This is a genomic window from Janthinobacterium sp. CG_23.3 (assembly GCF_046115965.1).
Classification (GTDB): Bacteria; Pseudomonadota; Gammaproteobacteria; order Burkholderiales; family Burkholderiaceae_D; genus Janthinobacterium.
The window spans coordinates 1-16,961 of sequence record NZ_JBJXIB010000038.1 but is presented as its reverse complement, the minus strand read 5'-3'; the positions used below and the strand labels follow the sequence as shown (position 1 = coordinate 16,961).

General features: G+C 68.4%; 10 protein-coding genes and 1 pseudogene. 4 read left to right on the top strand and 7 right to left on the bottom strand.

What is annotated here, in order from left to right:
• Positions 1–141: 141 nt before the first annotated feature.
• Entirely contained in the window at positions 142–3,003 is a 2,862-nt protein-coding gene (locus ACFDR9_RS11415; RefSeq protein ID WP_017874984.1) for a hybrid sensor histidine kinase/response regulator, read from the bottom strand.
• Positions 3,004–3,218: 215 nt separating this feature from the next.
• Between ACFDR9_RS11415 and ACFDR9_RS11410 the strand changes: the two genes are divergently transcribed.
• Positions 3,219–3,848, top strand: a complete 630-nt coding sequence (locus ACFDR9_RS11410; protein WP_035788100.1) for a LysE family translocator — start codon at positions 3,219–3,221, stop codon at positions 3,846–3,848.
• Between the two features lie 19 nt (positions 3,849–3,867).
• On the opposite strand, the gene ACFDR9_RS11405 is transcribed toward ACFDR9_RS11410, so the two are convergent.
• Both ACFDR9_RS11405 and ACFDR9_RS11400 read right to left on the bottom strand, forming a co-directional pair.
• Positions 3,868–4,608, bottom strand: a complete 741-nt coding sequence (locus ACFDR9_RS11405) for a YceI family protein (protein ID WP_017874986.1) — start codon at positions 4,606–4,608, stop codon at positions 3,868–3,870.
• Positions 4,609–5,234: 626 nt separating this feature from the next.
• Positions 5,235–7,874 (bottom strand): M1 family metallopeptidase, encoded by a 2,640-nt coding sequence (locus ACFDR9_RS11400; RefSeq protein WP_035787523.1) that lies wholly within the window; start codon positions 7,872–7,874, stop codon positions 5,235–5,237.
• 186 nt (positions 7,875–8,060) lie between these two features.
• Here ACFDR9_RS11400 and ACFDR9_RS11395 point away from each other — a divergent pair.
• Positions 8,061–8,308, top strand: a pseudogene (locus tag ACFDR9_RS11395) (glutathione S-transferase N-terminal domain-containing protein); the annotation flags it as partial.
• A gap of 96 nt (positions 8,309–8,404) precedes the next feature.
• Here the strand turns inward: ACFDR9_RS11395 and ACFDR9_RS11390 are convergent.
• Positions 8,405–8,626 (bottom strand): hypothetical protein, encoded by a 222-nt coding sequence (locus ACFDR9_RS11390; protein WP_017874988.1) that lies wholly within the window; start codon positions 8,624–8,626, stop codon positions 8,405–8,407.
• Between the two features lie 317 nt (positions 8,627–8,943).
• On the opposite strand from ACFDR9_RS11390, the gene ACFDR9_RS11385 reads away from it, so the two are divergent.
• Together ACFDR9_RS11385 and ACFDR9_RS11380 are read left to right on the top strand one after the other, a co-directional pair.
• The gene (locus ACFDR9_RS11385; RefSeq protein ID WP_017874989.1) at positions 8,944–9,504 is read left to right on the top strand and encodes a hypothetical protein; all 561 of its coding nucleotides are present in this window, start codon (positions 8,944–8,946) and stop codon (positions 9,502–9,504) included.
• A gap of 67 nt (positions 9,505–9,571) precedes the next feature.
• On the top strand, positions 9,572–10,360 hold the full coding sequence (locus ACFDR9_RS11380; protein ID WP_017874990.1) for a hypothetical protein: 789 nt from the start codon (positions 9,572–9,574) through the stop codon (positions 10,358–10,360).
• A gap of 99 nt (positions 10,361–10,459) precedes the next feature.
• On the opposite strand, the gene ACFDR9_RS11375 is transcribed toward ACFDR9_RS11380, so the two are convergent.
• The 3 genes from ACFDR9_RS11375 to ACFDR9_RS11365 all read right to left on the bottom strand — a co-directional run.
• On the bottom strand, positions 10,460–11,323 hold the full coding sequence (locus ACFDR9_RS11375) for a CheR family methyltransferase (protein ID WP_157406424.1): 864 nt from the start codon (positions 11,321–11,323) through the stop codon (positions 10,460–10,462).
• Positions 11,311–16,200 (bottom strand): HAMP domain-containing protein, encoded by a 4,890-nt coding sequence (locus ACFDR9_RS11370; protein WP_409031072.1) that lies wholly within the window; start codon positions 16,198–16,200, stop codon positions 11,311–11,313. The genes ACFDR9_RS11375 and ACFDR9_RS11370 overlap by 13 nt, the downstream gene beginning before the upstream one ends.
• Positions 16,201–16,336: 136 nt before the next feature.
• Positions 16,337–16,961 (bottom strand): EAL domain-containing protein (locus ACFDR9_RS11365; protein WP_409031071.1); only part of this gene is annotated, 625 nt, incomplete at its 5' end.

Genomic DNA, 16,961 nt, shown 5'->3' with positions numbered 1-16,961 from the left:
GTGAATTGTTGCGTTGGCGCAAGTCAAAGGCGGGGGGGAATTGGATGCGGCGCTGCTGAGGGCGTTTCAAACCAAGGGCGTAACGCTGGGGTCAGACCCTCAGGGCCTGGCCCCGATCTGGCCCCGGTCTGGTGCCGCGGGTCAGCCGGGCTGGCCGGCGCCGCGCAGGTCGCTGCAAGCTTGCTCGAGCACCGCGCGCACTTCCGGCAGCGCCTGGCGCACGGCGTCGAGCGCGCCGTCGCCGGCCAACCCCTCCATCGCGTGGCACAGGCCATGCAGGCGCTGTCCGCTGAGGTAGCCGGCGCTGCCCTTGAGGGCGTGGAAAGCGGCGGCCGCCGCGCCGGCGTTGCCGGCGTCGAGGGCGTGGCGCGCCTGTTCCAGCCGGCGCGGCGCCTCGTCGAGGAAGGCCTGGGTGATGCGTTGCATGTGCTGGCGCGACAACCCGGCCAGCGGCAGGATGTAGATCGCGCCGGCGCCGGCGCCGGCACCGCCGGCCGCCGCGCCGCCGTGCGCGTCGAGTCCGGCGTCGACGCCGAACTGCTGCGCCAGCGGGTCGGCGCCGGCGTCGTCGGGCGCCGCCGCCTCGTTCGGGTTGAGCAGGCGGCCGCGCTGTTGCAGCAGCGCGATGGTGGCCTCGATCTGGGCGTACAGCAGGCGCTCGTCGACCGGCTTGCTGAGGAAACCGTCCATGCCGCAGGCCAGGTAGCGCGCGCTGTCGTGCGCGCTGGCGTTGGCGGTCAACGCGATGATCGGCACGCCCGGGTCGAGCACCACGTGCGCGGCGCCGCCGCCGCCGCGGATCAGGCGCGTGGCTTGCTCGCCATCCATCTGCGGCATGCGTCCGTCCATCAGCACCACGTCGAATTCATACTCGGACAGTGCGCGCAGCGCCTCGACGCCGTTGTCGACGATCTTGACCTCGTGGCCCATACCCTCAAGCAGGGTGCCGATGATGATCTGGTTGGTGCGCACGTCCTCGGCGCACAGCACGCGCAGGCGGTAGTCGTGGCGCGCGCGCCGCGGCGCCTGCTGGGCGGCGGGCGGCGGCGCAGCGCCACGCGCCAGCGGCAGCGTGAAGTAAAAACTGGAGCCGACGCCGGGCCGGCTGTCGACGCCGATGACGCCGCCCATCAGTTCCACCAGTTCCTTGCAGATCGCCAGCCCCAGGCCGGTGCCGCCGTACTGGCGCGTGGTCGAGTGGTCGGCCTGCTCGAATTTGCGGAACAGCCGCGGCAGCGTCTCGGCGGCGATGCCCGGCCCGGTGTCGCTGACGGTGAAGCTGACGCTGGCGCCGCCGTCCGGGCGCGGGCGCTGGCGCACCTGCAGCCGTACTTCGCCGTTGTCGGTGAATTTGATGGCGTTGCCCAGCAGGTTGATGAGGATTTGCCGCAGCCGCGTCGGGTCGGCCTTGACGTAGCGCGGCAGCTCCAGCGCCAGGTCGCGCCGCAACAGCAGGCTCTTGGCGTCGGCCTGGCCCTGGACGATGCCGACGGCGTCGCCGATCAGCGCCAGCAGGTCGAAGTCGACGTTTTCGATGGTCAGCTTGCCGGCGTCGATCTTGGAAAAGTCGAGGATGTCGTTGAGGATCACCAGCAGCGCCTCGCCGTTGTGCAGGCCGATCCGCAGGTATTCCTCGGTGCGCCCGCGTACCGACTGGTCGCGCAGCGCGAACTTGAGCATGCCGATGACGCCCGCCAGCGGCGTGCGGATGTCGTGGCTCATGGCCGACAGGAAGTCGATGCGGTGCCGGCTGACGACCTCGGCGTGTTCCTTGGCCAGCGTCAGCGCGTCGTTGGTGCTGGTCAGTTCGACGGTGCGCGCGCGCACCCGCAGCTCGAGGTTGTCGCGCAGCAGGCGGATCTGGTCCGCCAGCGCGAACGCCAGCAGCAGGCCGTCGAGGGTGCCGCCGAGCAGGGTCAGCAGCTCGGCGTTGTCGACCAGCGCGGGAATCAGGCCCAGGTTGGCCGGCAGCACGACCAGGCCGGGCAGCATCAGCGCGATGAAGGCGAAGACGAAGTAGCGCGCCGGCCGGAAGCCGCGGCGCCAGGCCGCCACGCCGCACACCAGCGCCAGCAGCATCCAGATCGAGATGACGATGGTGGCCAGCGTGTGGGCGTAGCGCAGCGCCACGAAGCAGCTCGGCAGCAGCAGCAGCGGCAGCGCGATGTTGATGCGGCTGAGCCGGTCCAGCCGTGGCGAGAACTCGGCCAGGCACAGGAACTTGCGGTAGAACAGGGTGCTAAACACCGGCAGCAGGAAAAACGGCACGTAGTGCAGGTCGAGCCGGTGCCAGTCGAACAAGTCGGCCGCCAGGTGGAACGTCATGCCCCAGGCGATGGCGTAGGTCAGCACGTACAACGAGTAATACAGCGAGGAGGTGTCGCGGGTGATGGAGAAGATGAAGAAATTGAACAGCGCCATCGCCAGCAGGGCGCCGATGGCGCCGATGGTCAGCACGTTTTCCTTGGCCACCAGGCGCTGGTAGGCGTCGCGCGGGGCCAGCGCCAGCTCCGGCGCGCGCGCGTAATAGCGGCTCGAGAAGCGCAGCAGCAGGTGGTAGGTGGCGCCCGGGCGCAGTTCGATGTCTTTGCCGTAGTGCAGCAGGTAGTCGTGCGGCTGGTGGTAGCCGGTCAGCAGCGTGACGGCGCCGCCGCGCTCGTCGTAGATCGAGGCCTCGACGTATTCGATCAGCGTGCCGTGCGGGTCCAGCACCCAGGCGTCGCGGCCGCTGTCGTTGCGCACCTGCACGTACAACCAGTAATCGCCGCCGAACAGGTCGACGCTGGCGCTCGGGCGCCGGGCCGCCAGCCAGGCCGGCAGCGCGGCCGCGTGCAGCGGCGCCGCCTCGGCGCCGGCGCGGAACAGGCGCGCGCCGGCGGCCAGGTCGCGGCTGACGTTGTCTTGCAGCGACAGCGGCGCGGCGGCCGCGCCGGCCCAGCACGGCGGCCACGCGAACGCCAGCGCCCACGCCAGCAGCAGGCAGCGCAGAGGGGCGATCGACAAGAATGTGGTCGGGGATATGGCCATGTTGCCAGCTAGGTGAGGTTCCGGCGGCGCCGGCGCGGTGCGCGCGCGGACGCGGCGCGCTTGCTGCTTAACATTCTAATCGACAACGCGCGCCAACAGCCGGCCGGCGCGCCAGGAATACGGATTTTTCCTGCGCGCCGTTCGGCGCAGCTTGTATCATGGCGGTTTATGACGAAACGGAACAATTTCCCATGCTGATCAGCCCCGAACAGTTCCTTGGATTTCTCGCCGCGGCGCTGCTCATCACCGCCTCGCCGGGGCCGGACAATTTGATGGTGCTGGGCATCGGCATGTCGCGCGGCCGGCGCCAGGGTACGGTCTTCGGCCTCGGTTGCGCGCTCGGTTGCCTGACGCACACGCTGCTGGCGACGCTGGGCGTGAGCGCGCTAATCGCCGCCTCGCCGCTGGCGTTTTCGGTCCTGAAGCTGTGCGGCGGCCTGTACCTGGTCTGGCTCGGCGTCTGCGCGCTGCGCAGCCGCGGCGGCGCCCGCGTCGACGGCGCCGGCGTGCCGGACGAGTCGCTGGCGCGGCTGTTCGCCAAGGGTTTGTTCGCCAACAGCGTCAACCCCAAGGTCGTGCTGTTTTTCCTCTCGTTCCTGCCGCAGTTCGTCGTCGCCGAGCAAGGCCACGTGAGCTGGCAGACCGCCCAGCTGGGGCTGATCTTCACGGCCCAGGGTTGCGTGCTGTTCGGCTTGTTGGGTTATTTTTCCGGCGCGGTCGGCAAATGGATCAACGTCAATCCACGCGCCGGGCTGTGGCTGGACCGCGTCGCCGGCACCATCTTCGTCGGTTTGGGCGTGCGCCTGATCGTCGCGCGCTGACGCGCGGCGCCGCCGGCCGTCAAAGCGCGCTGGCGACGAGGCGGAAACGCAGTTCCATCTGGTCCTGCACCGCCATGGCGCCGCCCATGACCGAAAACGGCACCAGGCCGAAGTCGCTTTGCTTGAGTGTCAGGCGGCCGCTGGCGACCATGTCGCCCACCTTGTTCAATTCGAACTCCACCGGAATGCTCATGGTGCGGGTGACGCCGTGCAGCGTGATGGCGACGCCCAGCGGCGCGCCGGGCGTGTGCGTCGCGGCCCGGGTCACCTGCACCGTCACGTCCGGAAAGCGGGCGGCGTCGAGTACCTTGTTGAGCATGTTGTTGCGGGTGCCGTCGATGGCGGCGGCCGAGGGCTGGGTGGCGAGGCCGGCTTGCTCGCGCAGCTCGGCTTCGTCCACGCTGAGCTGGTCGAGGCGGAAATGGAAGTCGGCGCGGCCCTGCTTGGGCGCGATGAAGCCCTCGACCGTGTGGCTGGCAACGACGTGGTCGTGTCCGAGGTGCGCCAGGGCGCCGGCGCGGCGCACGGTGATGGCGATCAGCGACGCCAGCGGCGCGATGGCCAGCACCGGCTCGTCGCCACGCAGCGAGTCGTAATAGGCGCGATGGAAGTCGCTCACGGCAGCGGCCGGCGGCGGCACGCTGCTCGCCTCCGGCGGCACCGCGGGCGGCGCGACGATGGCCGGCGCGCAGGCGCTCAGCAGGCAGGCCAGGGCGAGGCGCGCGGCGCTGCGGCGCAGTGGGATGTGGCTGATCGACATCGTTGACGCCCCCTCATAGTAAACAGACTTTGCAGACTAGCACAGGGCGCCGCGCTTGCGCACGGCGGCGCGGCATGAAAAGGAGTTCTTTGCCTGTCACGCCGCCGTCATATGCGTGTGCGAAGATGCTTGCACTCTTCAGGTCTTCCCGATTTGGATATTTCGCCCGCCGCCGCAAGGTTGCGGGCATTTTTTTTCGCTGCTCAGGTTTACTTGCGGCACGTCATGCGGCCGTCACACGGCGCCGCTATGATGGCTCTCGCTGGCTTCAGCACGCCCCAAGTTGGTCGCTACGCCCCAAGCAGACGTAGGATTTCACGGGACGCGTCTCAGCAGGTTAGCCGGTGGCCTCGAACACCGGCACCAATTCCGGCGCCCGCGCGCGTTTCCGCCGCGGCGCACCTTAATCAGATCTTAAGCCTGCCGCGGACGATTGCTGGCACAGTGGCGTTGTGGCGCAGGCACGCGATGTGGCGCCACCAGGCCGCCGGTTTCCTGATGACCGGCACCATTTCCCGCGCGACCGGCAACGCCGCTCCCGCCCGTACCCATCCCTACGCCCTCATCAGCGTTTTGGCCGGCCCGCGTACAGCGGCGCCGGCTTTTTTTTGCCGGCGCCGCGCCCTTTACTGGCGCGCGCCCGGCTGCGGCGCGCGCGCCAGCCAGGCGTCGATGGCCGGCAGGCGCTCCTTGCGCAGCTGGATGCGGTACTCGATGTTGGCCACCGTGCTGGCGGCGTCGGCGCGGGCGTCGGCCGGCAGGTGCGACTCGGCGTAGGCGTTCAGCTTGGCGACCATGGCCGGCTCGGCCGAGCCGGCCGCCAGGCGCGCGAAGAAACGCGTGCGCGAGCTGGCGTCGACCCGCTCGGTCACCTGCGCCAGGTGGGCCAGCGCGAAGTCGAACGCCAGGTCGGGATGGTTGTGCCCGACCTTGCTGATCATGGCCGGGCTGTTGGTCAGTCCCGGCTCGTCGGTCAGCGCCAGCGCCAGCGCGCGCTGCGCCAGCGCGCGGTCCTTGCTGTTGGCCAGCAGGTCGTACAGCGCGTTCTTGACCAGCGGCGTCTTCTCGGCCTGCGCGGCGGCGCGCAACGCGTCCCAGGTGGCGGCGTCGGCGTTGTGCGCGACCACCCTCATGATGACGCGGCGCAGCGGCGCCGGTATCGCCGCCGCATCGTTGGCGTCGGCGCGGTAGCGCCGGCGCGCCTCGGCCAGCACCACCGGGTCGCCCATCGCGCCCAGCGTGCCGATCAAGTCCTCGCGCAGGTTGGCCACGGTGTCGGACTCGCCGGCGCGCGCCAGCCAGCCGGTTTTGTCCATCAGCGGCGCCAGGCGCGCGATGGCGAAGGCGGCGAAGGTCTGTTGGCGCGCCGGCTCGGCCTGGTAATTGTAGTACAGGCCGTTGAAGATGTCGGCGATCTTGCCCCACACCTGGGTGTCGGCGTCGAGCGGCGTGGCCTGGGCCAGTTCGAGGAAGTCGGAGGCCGGTTGCAAGCCGGCCATGGCCAGCGCGTAGGTGTCCGACAGCAAGCCGAGCTGGTCCACCGGCGCCAGCGCGGCGAAGCCGGCGGCGACGGCGGCGAAGCCGGCCGGCGTGTACAGCGTGCGGTAGTAGCCGCTCTGGCCGGCGTTTACCAGCACCGGGCCGCAGCCCGGCAGCGTGACGCCGGCCTTGCCGCCGCTGAGCAGCGCGCGCACCGGCGCGTGGCCGGCGACCTGCGCCAACACCGGCACGCGCCAGGCGCCGGGCGCCTTGTCCGGCCGGTCCTTGCTGAATTCGCCCTGGGTCAGCGTAACGCGGGTCTGGCCGGCGCGGCAGACGCCGTCGCCGACCTTGACCAGCGGCACGCCGGCGCGCAGCGTGAAATCGTGCGCGATGGCGCTAACCGGCTTGCCGGCGGCGCGCTCGATCTGGCGCCACAGGTCGTTCGAGACGGAGTTGCCGTAGGCGTGTTTTCGCATGTAGGCGCGCACGCCCTGGCGCCAGGCCCGCTCGCCGACGTAGGCTTCGAGCATGCGGATCACGGCCTCGCCCTTTTGGTAGGTGATGCCGTCGAAGGCCTGGCTGGCCTGCTGCACCGTGGCGATCGGCTGGACGATGGCGTGCGTGCTCACCAGCGCGTCGAGCGCCATCGCCGCCTCGCGCGCGTTGACCGCGCCCATGTGGGTGTGCCACTCCGGGTGCAGGCGCTCGGTGGTGCGCGCCTCCATCCAGGAGGCGAAGCCCTCGTTGAGCCAGAGGTCGTCCCACCAGCGCATCGTGACCAGGTTGCCGAACCACTGGTGCGCCATTTCGTGCGCCATCGTCGTGTAGATGCCCTGCTTGTCGGCCAGGCTGGAGATGCGCGGGTCGAGCAGCAGCGCGCGCTCGAAGGTGAAGATGGCGCCCCAGTTTTCCATGGCGCCGAAGAACTGGCTACGCCCCGGCGCGGCCAGGTTGTCGAGCTTGGGCAGCGGGTAGCGCACGCCGAAGTAGTCGTTGAACTCGCGCAGAATCGCCTTCGATTCCCCGAGCGCGTAGCCGGCCTGCGGCAGCGCGCCTTTTTTGGTGACGACGCCCAGCTCGGTGCCGTCGACGCTGGCGGTGGCGCGCTCGAATTCTCCGACGCCGAGGAACAGCAGGTAGGTCGACATCTTCGGCGTGGTGGCGAACTGGACGCGCTTGCGCCCGCCGCCCAGGTCGGTGCTGGAGGACGCCGGCATGTTGCCGACCGCCATATGCTCGGTCGGCACCGTCACGTCGAGCGCGAAGGTGGCCTTGTGGGCCGGTTCGTCCCACGACGGGATCATGGTGCGCGCGTCGGAGTTTTCGAACTGGGTGTAGAGCGCGCGCTTGCGCCCCTCGGCGCTGTCGTAGTCGAGCGAGAACAGGCCGGTGGCCTGGGTGCCGATCTTGCCGCGGTAGTCGAGCGCTAGCTGGTAACGGCCCTTGGCCAGCGGCTTGGCGAAGTGGAAGGTGGCGCTTTGCTGGGCGGCGTCGAGGGTGATGTCGGCGGCGCCCTGGTCGGCCTGGCCGGCGCGGCGCAGCACGGCGCCGGCAAAGTCCAGCCCCAGCGCGTTGAGCGTAATGCTCGCCGTCGGCTGGCTCAGCGTCAGCGTGATGGTGGCCTTGGCGCTGAAGCTGGCGGCGGCCGCGTCCGGCGTCAGCGACAGTTGGTAGTGGCTCGGGCTGACGCCGCGCGGCAGTTGCGTGGTGCCCTGGCTGGCGGCGGCGGCGCCGGCCAGCGCGACCAGCGTCAAGACGGCGGTGGAAACGAGTGTGCGATGCATGAGCAACCTTGGTGGAGGGGCATGGGAGGGGGGCGGCGCTTGCTGGCGGCGCCGCTATACTGCTGTTACCTGGGACATCGCTGGCTATGTTTGGCAGCGGTTCCCGGCATCGAATTTAAAGTGAAAGCACGGGCTTGTCAACCTGTCAATCATGTCTGGGTGTACAGTGCGCGCGTGCTGGAATAGCGGGTGCCGGCGCTGGAACTCGACGACGGCCGCGTGCTGTGCGAAACGCCCGCCATGTGCACCTACCTGGAGGGCTTGCAACCCGGGCCGAACCTGATGGGGGGCGATTTCGAGGAGCGCGCCTTTTCTGCGCGCTGGAGTTCGCGCGCGGGCTGATGAAGTTCCGGCCCGGCGCCGGAGGCATGGCGCATCTGCAGGCCTACCGCGACCGCATTGCCGAGCGGCCCAGCGCGTCGGCGCCGTGGTAGGCGGCCGCGGCGGCGTCACCCCGGGGGGGCGACCCCCGGCGTTGAGTTAAGCCGACCTACGGACATCGCGCCCGCCACGGTCCGCGTCAAACCGTATCAACCCTTCTTCGAGCCCGCCAGCAGCAGCCCGGCGCCCGCGGCGATCGAGATGATGCTGGCCCACAGCGGCACGTTGACGGTTTCCTTTTCCGTCACCGACAGCTCGATCGGACCCAGCTTGGCTTGGTGGGTTTCCTTGGTGAAGCTGAAACCGCCGTAGACCAGGCCCAGTATGCCGCCGACGATCAGTACCGCGCCGATAATTTTGGTGGTGTTCATGTTGTTACTCCCTGTTGTGTCGATGTGTGAATGACTGAAGGGTGCGCTTAAACGCCGCGCCGCTCTGTACGCTGGGATACATAGGGCGACGGTGGCGGGCGCCCAAGCGCGCTTTCAGGTCGCTATGGTGAATTTACAACAAGTATATAAAAATCTTAATATTTCTCAATGGATGTGACAAAATCACCCGGCTGCTTGTCTTATCAATAATTCCCATCAAAAAAGGGAAGCCTGTCCAGCTCCCCACAAAGGCGTTGGTATAACCGGGGCCACGGTTTGTCGCGGCCCCGTACAGTCACATTACTTGGAGAGAGTGCATGAAAAATTCCATCCGTCTGCCCGCCCTGATCGCCTTGCTGTTGTGCGGCATATCGCAAACAGCCAATTCGGTTCCCGTCAACAGCACCTACATCAACAACAGCGCCACTGAAATCCGCGGCCAGTTGGGCCAGTACGCGCGTCCGACGGTGTACATCAACCAGAACGCCTGCGGCGAACCGTCGCCGACCGCCTTCGCTTGCGGTCCGAACATCATCAGCGTCGGCAGCAGCTTCCTGCAGTCGCAGGAAAACCAGCACGGCAACTACGTCGCCAAGATGGTCATGGCACACGAATGGGGCCATTCGATCCAGTTCACGTACAACATCAACAACGGCGCGCCGTACAACGAGTTGCAGGCCGATTGCACCGGCGGCTCCTTCATCCGCCACGCGCAAAACAATCTGGGCTATCCGTCGTTCCTGGCCGGCGCCGTCAGCAGCGCCCGCGCCGCCGCCGACTATGGCGAGCATGGCACGCCGGCCCAGCGCGACTACTACACGCGCTGGGGATACGCCAACGGCATGCTCAATTGCTTCAACAATTTGCCGCGCGTTTAAGCGTCGTTTAGCCGCATCGCCCCGGCCCGGCGCTACGCCCGGGCCGGGGATACTCAACGGATACCGTATGAAAAAGCTGCATCGCGCATTCGCTTGCGCCGTCGTGGCGTGCGCCGCGGGCGCCGTCTATTTGTGGAACGACCCCGTAGCGCTCGCCGGCGTCGCGTCGAACGGCCGCCCGGCGGCCGGGCCGGCAGGCGGCTTGCCGGTCCTGCTCGCCGGACAGGGCGGCGCCGGCGGCGTCGGCGCGGCCGCGCCCGGCAACGCCGAAATGCTCTCGCCGTTCGGTCCGGTCGGGGCGGCCGGCGCGCCGTCCGGCGACGCGGCGCCGGTCGCGGCAACGGCGCCACCGGTCGCGCCCGGGCCGGAAGTCATCACCGCCCAGGAGGACGCGCGCCGCAAGAAAATGGCCACGCTCGGGTATATGGTGCCGCCGGATTATTACAGCAAGGATCTGAAGACCTTGCGCCAGTTGGCCAACGGCGGCGACGCCTACGCGATGGTGCATTTGGGCGAGAAGTATTATTTCGAGCTGAACGGTAACAAGTCGAACCCGGAGTATGAAAGCGGCACCGATTATTCGGCCGCGGCCAAGGAGTCGTTCAAGCTGGCGCTGGCCGCCGGGAATATCCGTTCGGCGGGCATCATCTCGGAGTTGTATTTGCAGGAGAACAACGCGGTGGAGGCCTATGCCTGGCACATCGTATCCGAGAAGATGGGCGACAGCATCAGCGCCGATTGGTTCCGCGGCACCAGGCTGGCGCAGCAAGCCAGCGACGGCTTGAAGCGCGAGGCCGGCGCCAGGGCGGCGAAAATCAGCGCCGAGCTGGACGGCTTGAAGCGCAAGGCCGGCTGAGGCGTTGCTGGGGGCAAAGCGGCAACGTTGATCCAAGCGCGGCTGGCGGCTTAGGCGCCAGCATTGTCCGGTTACGCGCGCGCGGCGCGCCAAGCCGAGCTAAGCGATGCGCTTGTACCAGGCTTGCGGCGGCGCGATGGCCTGGTAGTTGGCGGCCAGCGGTTCGTCGTCGCGCAGCGCGCGGTCCAGGCCGAGCACGCCGAAGCGCGCCAGGCTGTCGTGGAACAGTTGCAGCACGCGCTGGCGCAGCAGCGGGCCGTAGTCGGGCAGGGCGCGCCGGCAGACGATCAACTGGAACTCGTTGCAGGAGGCGTCCGTCACCAGGTTGTACTGGGCCCAGTTGATGCGCCGGCGCAGCGCCGGCAGCAGCGCGGCGCGCTCGCCGCTGACCTCGAAGTAGTCGGCGAAGCGGGCCTTGCCGCCGCCGCGCCGGTAGTTCGCCTCGTACTCGGCCAGGCGCGCGGCCGGGAAGCCGGCGTCGCCGACCTCGGCCAGCGCCTGCTCGCTGGCGACGCTGGCGAAGATTTCGGTGCGGCTGTGCAACTGCTGCTCCAGCAGCAGGATTGCCAGCGTCCAGGCCTGCTCGGCGCCGGCGCATTCGGCCAGCCAGACCTTCGGCACGGCCGAGGCGCGCAGGCAGGGACCCAGCAGCGCGCGCAACTGGCGCGCCTCGTCGGCGTCGTCGAACATGGCCGCCGGCGCCACCCCCAGCGCGCGCAGCAGCGCCGTGCCGGCCTGCGGCTGGTGCAGCACCCGCTCCTGCAGCGCCGAGACGGTGGCCAGGCCGCGCTGGCGCATCGCGCCGTGCAGCCGGCGGCGCACGGCGGCGCGCTCGAAGCCGCGGAAGTCGAAGCCGTAGCGCTGCAGCAGCGCCTCCAGCAGCAGGGCGATCTCCAGCTCCTCGGTCTCCGGCGCGACCTGGTTGACGGCGCCCTGTAGCAATTCAACCATCAATGCAACCATACCCGCATCAGCGACAGCAGTTGCGCCACGTCGACCGGCTTGGTGATGTAGTCGGAGGCGCCGGCGGCGATGCATTTGTCGCGGTCGCCCTTCATCGCCTTGGCCGTCAGCGTAATGATCGGCAGCGACTTGAACTTGGGTATGCGGCGGATCGCCCGCATGGTGTCGTAACCGTCCATCTCGGGCATCATGATGTCCATCAGGACGATCTCGATGCCCGTGTCCTTTTCCAGCACTTCGATGCCGTCGCGGCCGTTTTCGGCGAACGACACCTGCATCTGCTGGCGCTCCAGCAGCGAGGACAGGGCGAAGATGTTGCGCAGGTCGTCGTCGACGATCAGTACCTTGCGTCCGGCCAGGCCGCCGTCGGCGGCGTGGATCTCCTCGAGCATGCGGCGTTGCAGCTCGGGCAGGCTGGCGTGCGAGCGGTGCAGGAACAGCGCGGTTTCGTCGAGCAGGCGCTCGGGCGAGCGGGCGTCCTTGATGACGATGGTCTTGGCGTAGCGCTTCAGCTTGGCCACCTCCTTGCGGTTCAGGTCCTGCGCCGTGTAGATCACCACCGGCAGGTCGCGCAGCGCGACCTGCTTGCCGATCATGTCGAGCAGGTCGAAGCCGTTGATGTCGGGCAGCGTCAGGTCCAGCACCATGCAGTCGAAATGCGACTCGCGCAGCGCCGCCAGCGCCGCCTCGCCGCTCTCGACGGCGACGATGCGCAGGTCGCTGTCGCCGATCAGGGCGACGATGGCGTCGCGCTGCATCTGGTCGTCGTCGACGACCAGCAGGCTGCGCTTGCCGCCGAGCTGGAATTTCTGGATGCGGTTGAACTCCTCCTGCAGCGCGGCGGCGCCGATCGGCTTGTTCATGTACGAGATCGCGCCCTGGCGCAGCGCCCGTTCGCGCTCGCGCAGGCTGGACATCACGTGCACCGGAATGTGGCGCGTGTTGGGGTCGCGCTTGAGGCGGTCGAGCACCGTGAAACCGTCGATGTCGGGCAGGTCCAGGTCGAGCAGGATCGCCGACGGCAGATAGTCGCGCGCCAGGCTCAGGGCCGAGTCGCCGCGGTGCGTGACGATGCCCTTGAAGCTTTTCTCGCGCGCGTAGTCGAGCACGATCTTGGCGAAGCGCTCGTCGTCCTCGACGATCAGCACCGACGGCTCGCCCGGCGCCAGCGAGCCGCGGTCGTCGAAGGCCGGCTCGTGGTCGTTGGCGTCGGGCTGCGGCTGCGGCGCGGCGGCCGCGGCCTCGGCCGGCCAGGCCGCCGGCGCGTACACCACCAGCGAGGCCGGCTCGCGCGGACGGGCCGGCAGCTGGCGGTTCTGCTCGTAGTTGACGAAGCCGGCCCGGTTGTATGGCAGGAACAGGGTGAAGGTGCTGCCGGCGCCGACCACGCTTTCGACGCGGATTTCGCCGCCCAGCAGGCGTGCCAGTTCGCGCGAGATCGACAGCCCCAGGCCGGTGCCGCCGTAGCGCCGCGCGGTGCTGCCGTCGGCCTGCTGGAAGGCCTCGAAAATCAGTTGCAGCTTGTCGGCGGCGATGCCGACGCCGGTGTCGCGCACGGTGAAGGCCAGCACCGCGTCGGCGCTGGAGAGGTTCGGGTGGTCGCTGCTCCAGCCGCCGGTGACCAGGCCGATGTCGAGCGCGACCCGGCCGTGGCTGGTGAACTTGAAGGCGTTCGACAGCAGGTTTTTCAGCACCTGCTGCAGGCGCGTGGTGTCGGTCATCATCGCCGTCGGCAGCGCCTCGGCCAGTTCGACCGAGAAGTTCAGGTGCTTGGCCTCGGCCATGTGGCGGAAGGTGCGGTCGACGTAGTTGCGCAGGTTCTGGAAGCGGTACTCGGACACTTCCAGCGTGACGGTGCCGGACTCGATCTTCGACAGGTCGAGGATGTCGTTGATCAAGGTCAGCAGGTCGCTGCCGGAGCCGTGGATGGTCTTGGCGAACTCGACCTGCTTGCCCGACAGGTTGCCCTCCGGGTTGTCGCCCAACTGCTGCGCCAGGATCAACAGGCTGTTGAGGGGCGTGCGCAGCTCGTGCGACATGTTCGCCAGGAACTCGGACTTGTACTTCGACGACAGCGCCAGCTGGGTGGCTTTTTCCTCCAGCGCCATTTTGGCCTGCTCGACCTCGCGGTTCTTGCGCTCGACCTCGATGTTTTGCTCGGACAGCAGGCGGGCTTTTTCGGCCAGCTCCTGGTTGGTCTGCTGCAGCTCCTGCGCCAGCGACTGCGACTGCGTCAGCAGCGACTCGGTGCGGCTGTTCGCCTCGATGGTGTTGAGCACCACGCCGATCGACTCCATCAACTGGTCGAGGAAGGACAGGTGGGTCTCGGTGAAACGGTCCAGCGAGGCGATCTCGATAACCGCCTTGACCTGCTGCTCGAACAGGATGGGCAGCACCACGATGTTGTTGGGCGGCGCCGCGCCCAGGCCGGAGGAGACGGCGATGTAATCGCGCGGCACGTCGGTGAGCCAGATGCGCAGCTTCTCCAGCGCGCACTGGCCGACCAGGCCCTCGCCGGGCAGGAAGGAGGTCGGCAGCTTGCGGCTGGAGCGGTAGCCGTAGCTGGCGATCATGCGCAGGCGGGCGTCGCGTTCCTGCGAATCCATCATATAAAACACGCCGTGGTGGGCCGACACCAGCGGCGCCAGCTCCGACAGGATCAGCCGGGTGACCGCCTCCAGGTCGCGCTGGCCCTGCAGCAGGCGGGTGAAGCGCGCCAGGTTGGTCTTGAGCCAGTCCTGCTGGGCGTTCTTCTGCGTGGTTTCCTTCAGGTTGCGGATCATCTCGTTGATGTTGTCCTTCAGGTAGGACACCTCTCCGCGCGCCTCCACCTGGATCGAGCGCGACAAGTCGCCGCGGGTGACCGCCGTGGCCACCTCGGCGATCGCCCGCACCTGGTTGGTCAGGTTGGCCGCCAGCTGGTTGACGTTCTCGGTCAAGTCCTTCCAGGTGCCGGCGACGCCGGAGACGTTGGCCTGGCCGCCGAGTTTGCCCTCGGTGCCGACCTCGCGCGCCACCCGCGTCACCTCCGAGGCGAACGAGGACAACTGGTCGACCATGACGTTGATGGTGTCCTTGAGTTCCAGGATCTCGCCCTTGACGTCGACCGTGATTTTCTTCGACAGGTCGCCGCGCGCCACCGCCGTCGTCACCGCCGCGATGTTCCTGACCTGGCCGGTCAGGTTGGAGGCCATGAAGTTTACGTTGTCGGTCAAGTCCTTCCAGGTGCCGCCCACGCCGGGCACGTAGGCCTGGCCGCCCAGCTTGCCCTCGGTGCCGACCTCGCGCGCCACCCGCGTCACCTCCGAGGCGAACGAGGACAACTGGTCGACCATGACGTTGATGGTGTTCTTCAGCTCCAGGATCTCGCCCTTGACGTCGACCGTGATTTTCTTCGACAGGTCGCCGTTGGCGACCGCCGTGGTGACGTCGGCGATGTTCCTGACCTGGCCGGTCAGGTTGCCGGCCATCGAGTTGACGCCGTCGGTCAGGTCCTTCCAGGTGCCGGCCACGCCGGGCACGTTGGCCTGGCCGCCCAGCTTGCCCTCGGTGCCGACCTCGCGCGCCACCCGGGTCACCTCCGAGGCGAAGGAGTTCAACTGGTCGACCATGACGTTGATGGTGTTTTTCAGCTCCAGGATCTCGCCCTTGACGTCGACCGTGATTTTCTTCGACAGGTCGCCGTTGGCCACCGCCGTGGTGACGTCGGCGATGTTCCTGACCTGGCCGGTCAGGTTGCCGGCCATCGAGTTGACCGAGTCGGTCAAGTCCTTCCAGGTGCCGGCCACGCCCTTGACCTGGGCCTGGCCGCCGAGTTTGCCCTCGGTGCCGACCTCGCGCGCCACCCGCGTCACCTCCGAGGCGAACGAGGAGAGCTGGTCGACCATGACGTTGATGGTGTTTTTCAGTTCCAGGATCTCGCCCTTGACGTCGACCGTGATCTTTTTCGACAGGTCGCCGTTGGCCACCGCCGTCGTCACCGCCGCGATGTTCCTGACCTGGCCGGTCAGGTTCGAGGCCATGAAGTTGACGTTGTCGGTCAAGTCCTTCCAGGTGCCGCCGACGCCCGGCACGTAGGCCTGGCCGCCGAGCTTGCCCTCGGTGCCGACCTCGCGCGCCACCCGCGTCACTTCCGAGGCGAACGAGCGCAGCTGGTCGACCATGACGTTGATGGTGTCCTTCAGTTGCAGGATCTCGCCGCGCACGTCGACGGTGATTTTCTTCGACAGGTCGCCGTTGGCGACCGCCGTCGTCACCTCGGCGATGTTCCTCACCTGCGAGGTCAGGTTGCCGGCCATCGAGTTGACCGAGTCGGTCAAATCCTTCCAGGTGCCGGCCACGCCCTTGACCTGGGCCTGGCCGCCGAGCTTGCCCTCGGTGCCGACCTCGCGCGCCACCCGCGTTACCTCCGACGAGAACGACGAGAGTTGTTCGACCATGGTGTTGGCGGTGGTGGCGGCGCGCAGGTACTGGCCCTTGAGCGGCACGCCGTCGACCTCCAGCTCCATGGTCTGCGACAGGTCGCCCTTGGCGACGGCGCCGATGACGCGCGCCATCTCCGTGGTCGGGCGCACCAGGTCGTCGATCAGGGTGTTGACCGCGCTGATGATGGTGGTCCAGCCGCCGGCCACCTGCGGCACCGAGGCGCGCTGGGTCAGGCGGCCCTCGCGCCCGACCACGCGGCTGACCTCGGTGATCGTCCGCACCATGTTTTCCTGGGTCTCGATGATCTCGTTGAGGGTGTCGGCGACCTTGCCGGCCATGCCGGTCCAGTCGGACGGCATGCGCGCCCCGAAATCGCCCTTTTTCAGCGCCATCAGCGTGGCCAGCAACAGCTTGACGTCAAGCGCCTCGCCGACCTCAGTCATCTCATTCATACACACAATCCTCATCGATACAATGTCATGATCCGGTATACTCGCACGCCAGGCCCGGCGGCGGGGCTGGCGTTGCTGGACTTATTGCTACCCCTCAACTATAACGCCGCGCCGCCAATAGTGGCGCGCCAGAGGTTTATATGGCGCTTTCCCGGCGCCGTTCCCGCAGCCGCTCCCGCAGCGCGTCGGCCGGCAGCGCCGCGCTGAACAGCTCGCCCTGGTAGTGGCGGCAGCCCAGCGCCGCCAGTTGCGCCAGTTGCGCGGCGTTTTGCACGCCCAGCGCGACGGTGTTGAGCGACAGCGCGCGCGCCAGCAGGACGATGGCGGCGGCCATGTCGGTGCCGCCGTCGTCGTCGCCGATCGCCGCGACGAAGCCGGCGTCGATCTTCAGCTCGTCCAGCGGCAGCGTCTTGCACAGCGCCAGCGCCGCGCCGGCGCTGCCGAAATGGTCGACGCTCAGGCCCACGCCGGCCGCGCGCAACTGGTCCAGCACGGCGCCGGCGTGCCGGCCCGGCCCGCACAGCAGCGGCTCGGGCAGCTCCAGGGCGACGCTGGCGCCGTCCAGCTGGTGCCGCTGCAGGCGGATCGCCAGTTTTTGCGGCAGGTCGGCGTGCAGTTGCGCGCTCATCAGGTTGATGCCGATGCGCGGCGCCCGCCAGGGCGGCGCGGCGCCGCGCCAGCGCGCGGACCGGGCGCAGGAGGCGGCGATGCTCCAACCATCACGCCAGTCGAGCAGCGCCAGGCCGGGTACCTCGGCCTTC

What these genes read in the sequence shown, in the direction of transcription:
- ACFDR9_RS11410 (WP_035788100.1), top strand. Translation starts at nt 3,219, where the DNA reads ATGCTGATCAGCCCCGAACAGTTCCTTGGATTTCTCGCCGCGGCGCTG.
- ACFDR9_RS11405 (WP_017874986.1), bottom strand. Translation starts at nt 4,608, where the DNA reads ATGTCGATCAGCCACATCCCACTGCGCCGCAGCGCCGCGCGCCTCGCC.
- ACFDR9_RS11400 (WP_035787523.1), bottom strand. Translation starts at nt 7,874, where the DNA reads ATGCATCGCACACTCGTTTCCACCGCCGTCTTGACGCTGGTCGCGCTG.
- ACFDR9_RS11390 (WP_017874988.1), bottom strand. Translation starts at nt 8,626, where the DNA reads ATGAACACCACCAAAATTATCGGCGCGGTACTGATCGTCGGCGGCATA.
- ACFDR9_RS11385 (WP_017874989.1), top strand. Translation starts at nt 8,944, where the DNA reads ATGAAAAATTCCATCCGTCTGCCCGCCCTGATCGCCTTGCTGTTGTGC.
- ACFDR9_RS11380 (WP_017874990.1), top strand. Translation starts at nt 9,572, where the DNA reads ATGAAAAAGCTGCATCGCGCATTCGCTTGCGCCGTCGTGGCGTGCGCC.
- ACFDR9_RS11375 (WP_157406424.1), bottom strand. Translation starts at nt 11,323, where the DNA reads ATGGTTGCATTGATGGTTGAATTGCTACAGGGCGCCGTCAACCAGGTC.
- ACFDR9_RS11370 (WP_409031072.1), bottom strand. Translation starts at nt 16,200, where the DNA reads ATGAATGAGATGACTGAGGTCGGCGAGGCGCTTGACGTCAAGCTGTTG.